This is a genomic window from Brevibacillus invocatus, assembly GCF_003710915.1.
Taxonomy (GTDB): domain Bacteria; phylum Bacillota; class Bacilli; order Brevibacillales; family Brevibacillaceae; genus Brevibacillus; species Brevibacillus invocatus.
This window is the reverse complement of the sequence record NZ_RHHR01000029.1, coordinates 113,961-127,478: the sequence shown is the minus strand read 5'-3', so window position 1 is coordinate 127,478 and position 13,518 is coordinate 113,961. Positions and strand designations below refer to the sequence as shown.

Here is a 13,518-nt window from a genome sequence, read left to right as displayed (position 1 = left end):
ATTCGTTGGAGGTACGAAATGATACGAAGCTTATGGGATCGTGACCAAGCAGATCACCTGCAAAGCGGATTGGAAGAGCTGGTTTATCGATCGAACCTGATCGGAGCAGATCGTCGGGTTTGCAACTGGGGCGGGGGAAATACCTCTACGAAAACAAAAGAGACGGATTTTCGCGGCAGACAGATCGACGTGATGTGGGTGAAGGGAAGCGGTTCAGATCTCGCCACGATGAAGGCTCAGCAGTTTACCGGACTGCGTCTGCAGGATGTCATGCCGCTGCTGGAGCGAGAGGAAATGCCGGATGAAGAGATGGTGGCCTACCTCGCTCACTGCATGATCGACAGCAAACACCCGCGTCCTTCCATCGAGACGCTGCTGCACGCATTTCTGCCTTTTGCGCATGTGGATCACACGCATCCGGATGCGATCATCAGCATTTGTTGTGCCGACAACGGTCAGGAGGTAGCGCGCGAGATATTTGGCGACCGCTTTGTTTGGGTGCCGTATGTGCGGCCTGGCTTCACCCTGTCCAAAATGATTGCAGAGGGCGTCGCGAGAAATCCGCATGCCGAGCTGGTTCTGATGGAGAAGCATGGTCTGGTCACCTGGGGCGAAACGTCCGAAGCGTGCTACGCCAAGACGATTGCCATCATTGCCGAAGCAGAAGCGTACATCGAGGCGAGGATTCAGGAAGAGCAGATATTTGGCGGGGCAGTTTGTGAAAGCCTTCCCGAAGTGGAGCGAAAAGACATCCTCGCTCAGATCATGCCGCTAATCCGCGGTGCCGTCAGCGGACAGAAACGAATGATCCTGACCTACGATGACGCTGAGGATATCCTGCAATTCGTCAACAGCAGGGATGCCAGAACCCTTTCCCAGATTGGAGCGGCTTGCCCGGATCATTTAGTTCATACCAAGATGGTGCCGCTGATCGTCGATTGGGACCCGGCAACACGAGATGTCGATGTCCTCAAAGAGCAGATTCGCGAAGGCATTGCCCGTTTTCAGGTGGAGTATCAGGCGTACTTTGAGCGTCATCACAGCGAAGGGGATCAAATCTCAGAAACCGCACCCCGCGTGATCCTAGTACCGGGAATCGGCATGATCAACACAGGAAAAAACTGGTCCAATTCCAAAGTGAGTGGCGCCCTCTACCATCGGGCGATTGCGGTGATGCGCGGAGCAACGGCACTCGGTACCTTCGTCTCGCTGCATGAACACGAATCATTTCTGGTGGAGTACTGGCCGCTGGAGCTGTATAAGCTGACGCTGGCACCACCCGAAGCAGAGTTTTCCCGTCAAGTCGTGCTCGTGACGGGAGGAGCAGGTGGGATCGGAAGCGAAACCTGCCGCAGCTTTGTGGCTGAGGGTGCTCATGTCGTGGTTGCTGATCTGAATATAGAGGGTGCCAATCAGGTGGCGGACGAAATCAATGCGCGCTATGGTGAGGGCAGGGCCATCGCGGTCAAAATGGACGTCACGCGCGAAGATCAGGTAGCGGCGGCGATGAAGGAAGCGGCGCTTGCCTACGGTGGAATCGATGTGCTGGTCAACAATGCCGGTCTGGCTACCTCCAGCCCTTTTGATGAAACGACGCTCAAGGAGTGGGAGCTCAACCTTTCCGTGCTTGGCACAGGCTACTTCCTCGTGGCTCGCGAGGCTTTCAAGCAAATGAAGGAGCAGGGAATCGGGGGCAGCATGGTATTCGTCGGCTCGAAAAATTCTGTCTACGCAGGGAAAAATGTGACCGCCTACAGCTCCGTCAAGGCATTGGAGGTTCATTTGGCCCGTTGTATCGCTGCTGAGGGGGGCGAGTACGGGATTCGTGTCAACTCGATTCTTCCAGACGCGATTTTGCAGGGCTCGGCCATCTGGAATTCCAATTGGCGCAATGAGCGTGCCGCTGCTTACGGGATCGAGCCGGATGAGCTGGAAGAGTACTACCGCAAGCGAACCACTCTTTTGGTCAATATCTACCCGAAGGATATCGCGGAGGGCATCCTGTTCTTTGCTTCTTCCCGAGCGGAAAAAACGACGGGCTGCATGCTGACGATTGACGGCGGTGTACCGGCGGCATTCACGCGATAGTGGCAGGTATCTGTGACCGCATCCACGAAGAAAAAGGGATGACGGAAGAATGAAGGTGGAAACGGTGAAAATTTCCTTGTTTGTGACCTGCCTGTGCGACAGTCTGTATCCGCGCGCTGCGGAGGCGATGGTCCGCCTGCTGGCCCGATACGGCATTGCGCTTCACTTTCCTGACGTGCAGACCTGCTGCGGGCAGCCGGCGTTCAACAGTGGCTACTGGCAGGAAGCCAAAGCGTCAGCACACACGATTCTGGAGGCCTTCGAAGAGAGCGATTACGTCCTCTCTCCCTCCGGTTCCTGTACGGGCATGATTCACCATTACTATCCCGAGCTGTTTGCTGACGATCCGGTCATGCTGGAAAAAGCGTTCCGCTTGCAGAAGAAAACGTTTGAATTTTCCCAATTCATGATTCGCGTGCTGGGCATACAGGATATCGGGGCGACCTTTCCCCACAAAGTCACCTACCATCCTTCCTGTCACGGGTCTCGGCTGCTCGGGGTCAAGGAAGAACCGCTGCTGTTACTGGAGCAGGTGAAGGGGCTGGAGCTTGTTCCATTGCCTTTTGCCGAGGACTGCTGCGGGTTTGGCGGTACGTTTGCCGTGAAGATGAGCGATATTTCCGGTGCGATGGTGAGTGAGAAGGTCGACCACATCCTGGAGACCGAGGCACAGGTGCTGGTTGGGACGGATATGGGCTGTCTGATGAATATCGCGGGACATCTGCATGTTCGAAAGGAGCCGATCCGGGTCATGCATCTGGCGGAATTGCTGTACGAGGGGGTGAGCGGACATGCGATCAGCCGATCCTAGCACGGTTCAGGAGCGGGTACGCCACGCACTTTCCGACGAATTCCTGCGCAATGCCGTCAAATTTACGACAGAACGGCTTCGCGCCGGCAAGCAGGCAGCTTCAGAGGAGCACCCCAACTGGGAGGAGTGGCGGGAGCGCGCGCGGCAGATCAGACTGCACACCATCGCGCATCTGGACTACTACCTGCAGGAATTCGTTGAAAATGCGCGGGCCAACGGGGTTCACGTCCATTTTGCCGACACGGCGGAGGAAGCTGCTGCGCTGACGCTTGAAATCGCGAGACTGCGCGGTGCACGTTCAGTCGTCAAATCGAAGTCCATGGTCTCGGAGGAGCTGCACATCAACCAGGCGCTGGAAGGGGCAGGCGTGGAAGCGGTGGAGACGGATCTGGGTGAGTACATCATCCAGCTGGCAAAAGAACCTCCATCTCATATCATCATTCCGGCCATACACAAGAACCGCTACCAGATCGCCGAGCTGTTATCCAAGGAAGCGGGAGAGGAGCTGCCACCGGATACGACTGCTTTGGCAGGCTTTGTGCGCAGAAAGCTGCGGGAGAAATTCCTCGAAGCTGATATCGGGATGACAGGCTGCAACTTCGCGATCGCGGAGAGCGGCTCGATCGTTCTGTTTGAAAATGAAGGCAACGCCCGTATGGTGACGACGGTGCCAAAGACTCAAATCACGCTGATGGGCATGGAGAGGATCGTTCCCACCTGGGCTGATCTTGAGGTGATGGCGACACTTTTACCTCGGTCTGCGACGGGACAAAAGCTGACAGTCTACATGTCGGGGATTTCCGGGCCACGCCGTGCAGAGGATCGTGACGGTCCCGAGCAGATGCACCTGATCATCGTCGATAACGGACGCTCCCTGCAATTGGGCGATCCGCATTTTCAGGAGCTGCTCAACTGCATTCGCTGCGGCGCTTGTCTCAATGCGTGCCCGGTCTATCGGCACATCGGCGGACACGCGTACGGCAGCACCTACAGCGGACCGATCGGCGCGGTGCTGAAGCCGGCGCTGAACAAAAACGTGGCGGAGTGGGATGACATCGCCAATGCCTCCAGTCTGTGCGGCGCCTGCTATGAAGCGTGCCCGGTCAAGATTCCGTTGCACGACATGTTGGTCTATTTGCGCCAGCGCAAAGTGGAACAGGGCGAAAGGTCGCGAGAAGAGAGCACAGGCATGAAAGGATTTCGCTACGTCATGTCCTCGCACAAGCGGTACGGCAGGGCTCTGCGCTGGGCACGAGTCATGCAAAAGCTCCTGCTGCAAGACGGTGTCATCAAAGTGAGAATCGGGCCGCTCAAGGGCTGGAACAGCTACAGGCATACAACTCCGCTGCCCAAGAAATCTTTTCGCGAGGGCTGGCAGGCATTGGAGCAGGACATCCAGCGGGAGCATGGCGGGATGGATGAGCGGGTAAGAGAACGGCTGCGGCGCTATCTTGAAGGACAAGAGAAAGGAAGCAAGGGCGATGAATGAAGCGGATCGGGAGGTACTTCTAAGGCTGGAAAAGGAGTCGCGAAGCAAGCAGGAGCGATTCATGCAGCAGATCGCGGATCGGCTGGGTCGGCAGAGGGTGACGGAAAAGCCAGAACATCCGTTCAAAGGCGCTCCGCCAGAATGGCATCGCTATGCGCTCGACCAGGAAGAGCAAATCGCACTGTTTAGCGACAACTGGAAAAAGGCTGGCGGTCATGTCTTTCGCTTCCCTCATCTGGAGGCAGCGAAGCAATTTATAGCGGAAAAGGCAGAGGAGCTGAGGGCACACGCAATCATTCGACAGAATCAACCGGAGCTGAACGCGCTGGATTGGGAGAGGGCAATGCCAGATGTGGAGATGGTCGTCTGGCAGACCGAACAGGCGGCGGATGTGCTCCGCTATGCGGCAGGAGCAGATATCGGGATTACGATGGCGGATTATGGCGTCGCTTATACCGGGTCTCTGGTTTGCACCTCGTCAGGCGACCAAGGACGATCCGTGAGTCTCTTGCCCGCTGTCGTGATGGCGATCCTTCCAGCAGAACGGATGTCGACGCGCTTGGGGGAGGTGCTGGCGCATTTTGATGGTCGTCCCCGAGCCGAATTTCCTGCCGGCATTCACTTTATTTCCGGGCCAAGCCGCTCTGCGGATATCGAGAACGATCTGACGATTGGCGTTCACGGACCGGGCGTCGTATTTGCCCTGATCGTCGGCTGATGCATCTGCCCAAATAAACGGAGGAGGAATCCACGATGATTCGCAAAGCCTTTACCATGAAGGTGTTTGCCGATTGCCATGAGGAGTACCAAAGACGCCATGACGAGATTTGGCCGCAGATGGTGGAGATGCTGCGCGAGTATGGCGCACAGAGCTACTCCATTTTCCTGAATGCCCAGTCCAATACACTGTTCGCCTATCTGGAGATTGAGGACGAAGAGCGTTGGAGCAAGACTGCCGAGACGGAAATCTGCCAAAAGTGGTGGACGTATATGAAGGACGTCATGGAGACAAATGAGGATCACAGCCCGGTCACGGTCGAGCTAAAAGAAGTGTTTCATCTCGGGCAAAGGTGAGGTGCAGCCAGTGGAAGACCATATTGCCGTAGACATAGGAGCATCCAGTGGCAGGCTTGTCTGGGGCCGGGTGATCGATGGAGAGCTGTCCTTGCAGGAGATCCACCGTTTTGCGAACGGCTTTACCGAGCGAGGTGGGCATTGCTACTGGAATATCGACTATTTGTTCGGGCAGGTGCTGATCGGGCTGCAAAAAGCGAAGCAACAGGGCATTACGGCCTGCACCCTGGGCATCGATACGTGGGCAGTAGACTACGTCCTGCTGGATCGGGAAGGAAACAGGCTGGAGGAAGTGTACGCCTATCGGGATGAGCGGACACGCGATGCGGTAGAAAGGGTGACCAGTCAGCTGTCGGCGAGGGTGATTTACGAGAAGACCGGTATCCAGTTTCAGAAGTTCAACACCTTGTTTCAGCTGTCAGTCCATGATCCGGCACAGCTTCAGCAAGCGGACAAGATTTTGCTTGTTCCCGACTATTTGTATTATCTGTTGACGGGAAGGCATATCAATGAGGTGACCAACGCTTCGACGACCCAGCTGCTCAACCTGCACACACAAGATTTTGACGAGGATTTGCTCCGTCTATTGTCGCTTACGCGGAATCAGTTCGCCGAGCTGGTGCAGCCGGGAACTGTTCTGGGGCCGATCAGACAGACTTGGAGAGAGAAGTACGACTTGCCGGATTGCGAAGTGATTGCAGTCGCCACGCATGATACGGCTTCGGCAGTTCTCGGAGTTCCGGCAGCGGAAGAAGAGTCCTTTGCTTATTTAAGCAGCGGCACCTGGTCGTTGATCGGCGTAGAGACGATCCGAGCGATTGTTGATGAGCAAGCGCAGACCAGCAACTTTACCAACGAATGGGGCGCCTTTCATACTTACCGGTTTCTGAAGAATATCATGGGATTGTGGCTGATTCAGGAAGTGCATCGCAGCTATGACGAACAGTACTCGTTTGCGTCGTTTGTCGAGATGGCCACGCCGCTAGAGGCGTTTCGGTATTATGTCGATTTCACGGACGACCGCTTTTTGCATCCGTTCGACATGGTAGCGGAGATCCAGTCCTACTGCAAGGAGACCGGACAGGAGATACCCGGAACTCCGGGCGAAATCGCACGCTGCATCTTTGATAATTTAGCGATCTTGTACGCACTCGCCGTCAAGGAAATGGAAGCGATTACACAAGCGCCGATTGAAGTCATCCACATCGTAGGCGGTGGGGCGAACAACGAGCTGCTCTGTCAGTGGACGGCAAATGTCTCTGGGAAAAAGGTGGTCGCGGGACCGACCGAATCGACGGCGATGGGCAATCTGCTCGTCCAGATGATCGCCAGCCAAAAGGTGAAGGATGTGCAGGAAGGCAGAAGGCTGATCCGGGACTCTTTTGTCGGGAAGACGTATCTGCCACAAGACCCGGGCGATCAGAGAGTCTGGTTCGAGTCGTTTACCCAAATTACCAAACGTGGAGCAGGAGGGAGCAGGGGACATGCAGGTAAATCAGATTGCGAGCTTTCAGATGGCGAAGGAACTGTACGCGAGTCACGGCATTGATGTCGAGAAGGCCTTGGAAGCATTGGCCCAGGTCAAAGTGTCCATGCATTGCTGGCAGGGAGACGACGTACGCGGTTTCCTAAACCGTGACCAGGAACTGACGGGGGGCATTGCCGTAACGGGGAATTACCCGGGTGCTGCACGTACAGCGGATGAATTGCGTCAGGATTTGGAGAAAGCCTTCTCCCTGATCCCTGGCAAGCACAAGGTCAATCTGCATGCGATCTATGCGGATACCGATGAGCGGGTGGAGCTGGATCAGCTTGCGCCCAGGCATTTTGCCAAATGGGTCGAATGGGCAAAAGAGCAAGGACTGGGGCTCGATTTTAACCCGACCTGCTTTTCTCATCAAAAATCGGCTGACGGCTTTACGCTGAGTCATCCTGATCCGCAGATTCGGCAGTTTTGGATCGATCACTGCAAGGCATCCAGGAGGATCGGTGCCTACTTCGGGCAAGAGCTGGGACAGACCTGCGTGACCAACGTCTGGGTGCCGGACGGCTACAAGGACATTCCTGTCGACCGCATGGGGCCGAGAAGGCGGTTGAAGGAGTCGCTCGACGAGATTTTTGCCGAGCAGCTGGACCCTGCCCTGCATCTGGATGCGGTGGAGAGCAAGGTGTTCGGCATTGGTTCGGAGAGCTACGTGGTTGGCTCACATGAATTTTACATGGGCTACGGTCTGCAAAACAACAAGCTGATTTGCCTGGATGCCGGTCACTTTCATCCGACCGAAACGATCTCCAACAAGCTCTCTTCGCTGGCGCTGTTCGCCGAGGGGATGCTCTTGCATATCAGCCGTCCTGTGCGCTGGGACAGTGATCACGTGGTCATTATGGACGACGAGCTGCTGGACATTGCCCGTGAGCTGGTCCGTCACGATCTGCTTTCTAAGACGCATATCGGTCTCGACTTTTTTGACGCGAGCATCAATCGGGTCGCGGCGTGGGTGATCGGGATGCGCAGTACGCTGAAGGCTTTGCTGCGTGCGATGCTGGAGCCGACCGAGCTTTTGCGGCAGGTGGAGCTGGCTGGGGATTATACGACCCGACTCGCGTTGATGGAAGAGTTCAAATCGTATCCTTTTGGAGCGATCTGGGATTTCTACTGTGCAAAAAATGGTGTTCCGGTACGCGAAGCTTGGCTGCCTGAAGTGAAGGCTTACGAGAAGGAGGTCTTGTCGGCACGGGGAAGCAAGCTTGGGGAAGCAAAAAAGCTGGTATAGGACATGAAGGTCATAAAAAGCATCATCCCGAAAAAAGGGGTGGTGCTTTTTTGCTGACAAAGATTAGTAAAAATTGCTTGAACTATACATGTAAGTATGAGATACTTGTACCAAATAAGGGGAACACTTGTTCCCATTTCGGTTAGGGAGGGAAGCGGAATGGTATCGAACACATTGTTGAGCAGTGATTGTCTGAGGGAGATGGTTTGCGAGCAGTGTCCTGCGACTGGATGGGGGAAAAAGGCGCGTTGTCAGGTGCACGACCAGCATGTCGGGATGATTGAGTCCTGCCCGGAATGGGACAAGTTCATCCAGGATCAGCAAGGCAAAACGATGCAGGAGCCAGGCAGAAAAGCCCCATCTTCCGAATGGCAGCCTGCACTGGAAATCATTCAACAAACGGAGGACGACATACGCGACTACCCGTACATGCAGATAGAAGTGATTCGGATTCAGCGTTACCTGCGTGATGCAGGAGAGGGCATGGTAGCTCAGTACGGCTTGGAGGCGGCTATGCCCAAAGGAAAGGGCTTGAACGGGGATAAGACGCATGCTGAAGTCGTTCGTCGGGAACGCAAATGGAATCGGCTGCAAAACCTGCAAAAGAAAATCGAGCGGATCAATCGGGCAGTGGACTTGATTGTGGATGAGCAGGAGCGGCTGATCGTAGAAGCGCTGCTGGACGGGGATAAGAATACGGTGATCGCCAAGGTGCTGGGGGTTTCGCGTCAGCGGTATTACGAAATCAAGCGAAGCGCTGTGCTGAAAATGGCCATCGCTATGCGTGACGAGTAGCGGTGATTAGGCTTAGCCGCTATAAAAAGGAAATGAATGATCATTGGCGTATACCTTATACGAATCATAGAGGGACAATCATGAGAGGAGTGGGAAGATGGAGAAGGCATCGGGGAAGCTCTTTTCCGTCACGCGATCGAACTGGCAAAAGAGCATGGTTGCGGACTCGTTCAGCTGACGACAGACAAGAAGCGGCCGGACGCCCACCGATTCTATGATCGGCTCGGCTTCGTAGCGAGTCATGAGGGAATGAAGCTGTCGTTGACATAAAGAATTTGAATAGGGTGTAATGGCAGGGCTGTCTGATGGATACCATCGACAGCCCTGTTGGATTTAGAGGGAAAAGTGCAGCATAAACTGTCTGCCGATCGGTCCCATGCGCCGGATTCCCTTGTCCACAAAGCCGGTTTTTTCATAGAGCTGCTTGGCAGCCAGATTTCGCTCGTTGACCACGAGAATGATCTCGTCAATGCCCGGCAGGTGATCAGCTACAAAGCCAGGCAGGGCTAGCATGGCTTTTTTGGCGTAGCCTTTGCCTTGATGGGCTTCGGTCACCGAAAAAGCGCGCAGAAGCAAGGCGTGGGGATTGGAGGTGTAATCTGAGCCCCCTTCGCCTTTATGCAGAACGAAAAAGCCGACTGGAGTCTGATCAGCCAGAATCACGACTGGATAGCGATCCGGATCTCGCAGGGACTCATCCAGCACCCAGTTTGGCAGCGCTGTAAACTGCAGCTGTTCTTCGGGGAGGTAGAACTGACTGAGAGCCTCATCAAATGCTGCCTCATACATGGATAGCTGTACGTCTTGGGTTTCTAACGGTTTCATGGTCATCCCGTCTATTCTCCTTTATATACCTCATCATTTTCTAGTAAAAGGAAGTCCATCTCTACTATCTATAAATCTTCGAGTCAAATCAAGCACTTGTTAAAGTTGGAAAGATATCATGAGTAATAGAATGATGGAGTTGAGACTGAAAAATACATATATAAATTCCGTTTGTAATATATAATTGACAAATAAAATGTATATGTTACATTTGTAGTAACGAAATCAATAAGGAGTAGGGTGATATGAAGGATCCATCTATTAAAAACAGAGTGAAAATTGCTCGTATTGAAAAGGGAAATCTCAAACAAGAGGAGTTGGCTGAAATGGTGGGAGTAACCAGGCAAACTATTAGTCTGATTGAGTCTGGAAAGTACAATCCCACCATCAAACTATGTCTGCTATTGGCTCGAGCGTTAGATAAAAAACTTGATGAACTTTTTTGGATCGAGGAGGAAAAATAAAACTGACCGCAGGGATAAGCCTAGTCGTTACAGGGATTATTGTAGCTGTTATTTACTTGAAAAGCTGACTTGTATTCTGTTGTCTTTCATACTTCGATGGGGATGGAAATCCTTTTCTTTTACAATCACATCGAGAGAAACAACAAAGGGAGCGTGCAAGGATGAATACAATAACCGTGAAACCAAAAATCCTGTATTACGGCACACCTGTCGTCCTGCTGAATACATGGAACGAGGATGGAACGACCAACATAAGCCCGATTTCCTCATCGTGGGCATTGGGGTATACAGTCGTTCTGGGAGTAGGTGTAGGAGGAAAAGCACTGGAAAATATGCAGCGTCACCGTGAATGTGTGCTTAATCTTCCGGACCCGACCCTGTGGGAGCAGGTAGAGCGGCTGGCACCCTATACCGGGAAAGATCCTGTACCCGATTACAAGAAAAGCATCGGTTTTTCTTATCAAAAAGACAAATTTGAGATGGGTGAATTTACTTCGATAGCATCTACTACCGTAAAGCCGACGCGCATTCTGGAGTGTCCGTTGCAGTTGGAAGCCGTTGTCAAAGATATTCGCATTCCGGACTATTCACCTGACTTTGCCATCGTGGAAACAGAAGTCATTCATGTCCACGCACATGAGCGAATTCTGAAGGACGATCAGCATATTGATCCAGCAAAATGGAGTCCAATCCTCTATAACTTCCGCCACTATTTTGGCCTTGGTCAGCCTTTAGGAAAAACCTTCCGTGCATAAAGAAGAAATGGAAAGGTCTTGAAAATGAAGCGAAATGTCCGGGGGGTCTTTCCGTTTTTTCGGAGTCCACGTACCTTCACGTAGTGGGAACCTCTGTTTTACGGGCGAATATCATGGAGGTATCGCTTTTGTGCAGGAGGGGTTCTTTGGTATCCAATGTATCCGTATATCGGCTATAAGACGACCTGCGAGGAAATGCCGATCAGCTTTCCGCCGCAGCATCAGGACCGTCAGCCAGGCTTCGAGTATCTCATGGTCCCACGACCCATTTTCGATAATCCTCACTATCTTGGCAGCAGCAAATTGCAAGGAAAAGTCGCCATCATTACGGGAGGAGACAGAAATGGCGCTCGCCCATTTGCAAAACCGGATTATCCCCACGATTGAGCTGATGAAAGCATGTAGGGAGTACGGGGGATATGTAGTCAGCGAGGACGGTTCGATCAAAGGCTTGATATACCGCCCGTTTGTAGCCTACATAGCGGAAAGGTTTTCCCTTCAGGCCGAGGTGAAGGAGCACACCTCGATTGAAGAGATATACGACCTGCTCGATCAAGGGTATGTGTATATCGCTTCAGTCCACCCGAGCATTCGTAACCCTGAGGTGACACCGCCCAAGCAAGGCGGGCATCTGGTGTACGTCTTTGGAAAAGACGAGCAGCGTCGGGAGATCATTTTTCACAATCCGTCTGGAGATTCGCAGCAAACACAGGAGAATGATCATCTATCTTTGGAGGACTTTGCCCGTTACTATGCCAAGCGGGGGATTTTGATCAGAAAGGATTACTCTCCTTGTATAGCGGAGCAAGGTGAATAAAGCTTCTCAGGTTATCCTCGAGCCAAGTGTAAAACATTCAAATGAAAGAGTGACAGCAGCCATCCGATACTAAGCCGGGTGGCTTTTTTGGTGACTGTAGCAGAGGGGGAGGTGATGGGAGTACGGAAATCATGCCCATTTGCGTAGAGGTTGCAAACGGATCTAAAGGCATTTGCATAGGATAGATACAAAATTAAACACGGGGGAGAATGACAATGTATCCTAATCTTGGCCGCCACTATCTATGGCCTAACCCTATGCATGTCAACTGGTATAACAGCTATGGTGGTTACTATTGGAATCCAAGCAATTTTGCTTGGAACCATGCCAATTGGAATGAAACCTGGAATCCTTACTCCGCATCCATCCCATTAAGAGATTATGGACCAACGCCGTTTGTAGTAAATATTGAGCAAGCGGCGAAACAAAACAATAATTATCGCACCGCCTTGTGGACAGGGAAGCACATGCAAGTAACTTTGATGAGTATTCCTGTAGGAGATGACATCGGTTTGGAAGTCCATCCAACAACTGATCAATTTATTCGTATTGAAGAAGGTCAGGGACTTGTTCAAATGGGTGACAGCAAAAATCATTTGGACTTTCAACAAATGGCTTATGATGACTACGCGATCATGATCCCTGCCGGAAAATGGCACAATGTAATCAATACAGGTAATAAGCCACTAAAGGTATACGTGATTTATGCGCCTCCACACCATCCCTTTGGTACTGTTCACCAAACAAAAGAAATGGCCCAGGCTGCTGAGGGATAAAATAGACAATCCTTTACACATCTTTACACAAGCGTTCATTTTGCCAAAGCTTCCTCACTTCCGGTTATACTTGAGCCAAGCGAAAGAAATCAAAAGAGAGCAAGACAACAGCCATCCGGTACTTATCCGGGTGGCTTTTTACATGCCTGAGCAGAGGGAGGTGATGGAATTGAACAAGCACAGCAGCGTGATCAAAAAGGCAGGTGCAGCCAAGCTGCCAAAAAGGCACAAATGCTTTGGGTGTGTGTGGGCGCATGTTCTCGAGCAGCGTGTTCTTTGTGTACGGATGCCCTGTGTCAGAGTCAAGCAGATGAAGTAGAGACGCCTGACGAGCAGGGATATCAGGCGACAGCGCCATATAGATTAGCGAGTTGAAGGCTTGTGTCCACTCGCTCCTTGCTCGACGAGCGTTGCTCGTCGATAGAATTCATCGGTTTCATAACGACATGTGGGGGAGGTGGTCAATGATGAGCCAAACAGGAACGATCCTTGCCCAAAGGGGGAGAGGGTCGCCATTTACGGAAGCCTTCGGTGCAAATACTCGGAGGTGGTGGCGGATGCGGGAATTGTCCTTCATTATCCCCAGGTGGACGGAATCTATCAGCCGATATCGGCCGAACCGCTGCGCAAGCTATTGCGACAAAAGGGGTACAGCTTCCGAGGCCAGTCGGGTGGTACGCTCATCGAGATCGACAGTTCGACGTTTCGAATCTGGAACGATCAGCGAGATCGGACCGATATCACCTTTCGCTTTACCTATCAGGTAACGGTTCCGAGACAGCCTGAAACCAAAATCAACGTATTTGAGATCGAGAGGGACTGGACGTAGTGGCTAGACGAGCGGCAAAGC

At 52.7% G+C, this 13,518-nt stretch carries 15 protein-coding genes and 2 pseudogenes; 16 read left to right on the top strand and 1 reads right to left on the bottom strand.

Translation table 11 applies throughout. The features are described from left to right. Window positions 1-18 precede the first annotated feature (18 nt). The 9 genes and pseudogenes from EDM52_RS16235 to EDM52_RS16195 all read left to right on the top strand — a co-directional run. Window positions 19-2,088, top strand: coding sequence for a bifunctional aldolase/short-chain dehydrogenase (locus EDM52_RS16235; RefSeq protein ID WP_122910018.1), 2,070 nt, complete (start codon window positions 19-21; stop codon window positions 2,086-2,088). A 64-nt stretch (window positions 2,089-2,152) separates the two neighbouring features. Next, complete coding sequence (locus EDM52_RS16230) at window positions 2,153-2,899, top strand: (Fe-S)-binding protein (protein WP_122910058.1); 747 nt, start codon at window positions 2,153-2,155, stop codon at window positions 2,897-2,899. Continuing rightward, window positions 2,880-4,388, top strand: coding sequence for a LutB/LldF family L-lactate oxidation iron-sulfur protein (locus EDM52_RS16225; RefSeq protein WP_122910017.1), 1,509 nt, complete (start codon window positions 2,880-2,882; stop codon window positions 4,386-4,388). The genes EDM52_RS16230 and EDM52_RS16225 overlap by 20 nt, the downstream gene beginning before the upstream one ends. Then, window positions 4,381-5,106, top strand: coding sequence for a LutC/YkgG family protein (locus EDM52_RS16220; RefSeq protein ID WP_122910016.1), 726 nt, complete (start codon window positions 4,381-4,383; stop codon window positions 5,104-5,106). The genes EDM52_RS16225 and EDM52_RS16220 overlap by 8 nt, the downstream gene beginning before the upstream one ends. A 35-nt stretch (window positions 5,107-5,141) precedes the next feature. Then, window positions 5,142-5,462 carry an L-rhamnose mutarotase gene (gene rhaM, locus EDM52_RS16215; protein WP_122910015.1) on the top strand — a complete coding sequence of 107 codons (321 nt, stop codon included), beginning with the start codon at window positions 5,142-5,144 and terminating at the stop codon, window positions 5,460-5,462. Between the two features lie 10 nt (window positions 5,463-5,472). After that, the gene (rhaB, locus tag EDM52_RS16210) at window positions 5,473-7,011 is read left to right on the top strand and encodes a rhamnulokinase (protein WP_122910014.1); all 1,539 of its coding nucleotides are present in this window, start codon (window positions 5,473-5,475) and stop codon (window positions 7,009-7,011) included. After that, window positions 6,947-8,236 (top strand): L-rhamnose isomerase, encoded by a 1,290-nt coding sequence (gene rhaA, locus EDM52_RS16205; RefSeq protein ID WP_122910013.1) that lies wholly within the window; start codon window positions 6,947-6,949, stop codon window positions 8,234-8,236. Before rhaB ends, rhaA begins: the two co-directional genes overlap by 65 nt. Window positions 8,237-8,395: 159 nt before the next feature. Then, a complete protein-coding gene (locus EDM52_RS16200) occupies window positions 8,396-9,031 on the top strand; it encodes an ArpU family phage packaging/lysis transcriptional regulator (RefSeq protein ID WP_245997022.1) in 636 nt (211 codons plus the stop codon). 99 nt (window positions 9,032-9,130) lie between these two features. Continuing rightward, window positions 9,131-9,301: pseudogene (locus EDM52_RS16195) on the top strand (GNAT family N-acetyltransferase); the annotation flags it as partial. A gap of 63 nt (window positions 9,302-9,364) precedes the next feature. Here EDM52_RS16195 and EDM52_RS16190 read toward each other — a convergent pair. Continuing rightward, window positions 9,365-9,862, bottom strand: a complete 498-nt coding sequence (locus EDM52_RS16190) for a GNAT family N-acetyltransferase (protein WP_245997019.1) — start codon at window positions 9,860-9,862, stop codon at window positions 9,365-9,367. Between the two features lie 239 nt (window positions 9,863-10,101). Here EDM52_RS16190 and EDM52_RS16185 point away from each other — a divergent pair, with 239 nt between their 5' ends. From EDM52_RS16185 to EDM52_RS16160, 7 genes and pseudogenes are all read left to right on the top strand, one after another. Continuing rightward, a complete protein-coding gene (locus tag EDM52_RS16185; RefSeq protein ID WP_122910012.1) occupies window positions 10,102-10,320 on the top strand; it encodes a helix-turn-helix transcriptional regulator in 219 nt (72 codons plus the stop codon). A gap of 161 nt (window positions 10,321-10,481) precedes the next feature. Continuing rightward, entirely contained in the window at window positions 10,482-11,075 is a 594-nt protein-coding gene (locus EDM52_RS16180; protein ID WP_122910011.1) for a flavin reductase family protein, read from the top strand. 156 nt (window positions 11,076-11,231) lie between these two features. Beyond that, window positions 11,232-11,438: pseudogene (locus EDM52_RS16175) on the top strand (NAD(P)-dependent oxidoreductase); the annotation flags it as partial. After that, the gene (locus EDM52_RS16170; protein ID WP_122910010.1) at window positions 11,419-11,892 is read left to right on the top strand and encodes a C39 family peptidase; all 474 of its coding nucleotides are present in this window, start codon (window positions 11,419-11,421) and stop codon (window positions 11,890-11,892) included. The pseudogene EDM52_RS16175 and the gene EDM52_RS16170, both read left to right, overlap by 20 nt. A 215-nt stretch (window positions 11,893-12,107) precedes the next feature. Beyond that, entirely contained in the window at window positions 12,108-12,668 is a 561-nt protein-coding gene (locus EDM52_RS16165; protein ID WP_122910009.1) for a cupin domain-containing protein, read from the top strand. A 70-nt stretch (window positions 12,669-12,738) separates the two neighbouring features. Beyond that, a complete protein-coding gene (locus EDM52_RS24745) occupies window positions 12,739-12,987 on the top strand; it encodes a hypothetical protein (protein WP_183185146.1) in 249 nt (82 codons plus the stop codon). Window positions 12,988-13,218: 231 nt separating this feature from the next. Then, window positions 13,219-13,497, top strand: a complete 279-nt coding sequence (locus EDM52_RS16160; RefSeq protein WP_122910008.1) for a hypothetical protein — start codon at window positions 13,219-13,221, stop codon at window positions 13,495-13,497. The last annotated feature ends 21 nt before the right edge of the window (window positions 13,498-13,518 follow it).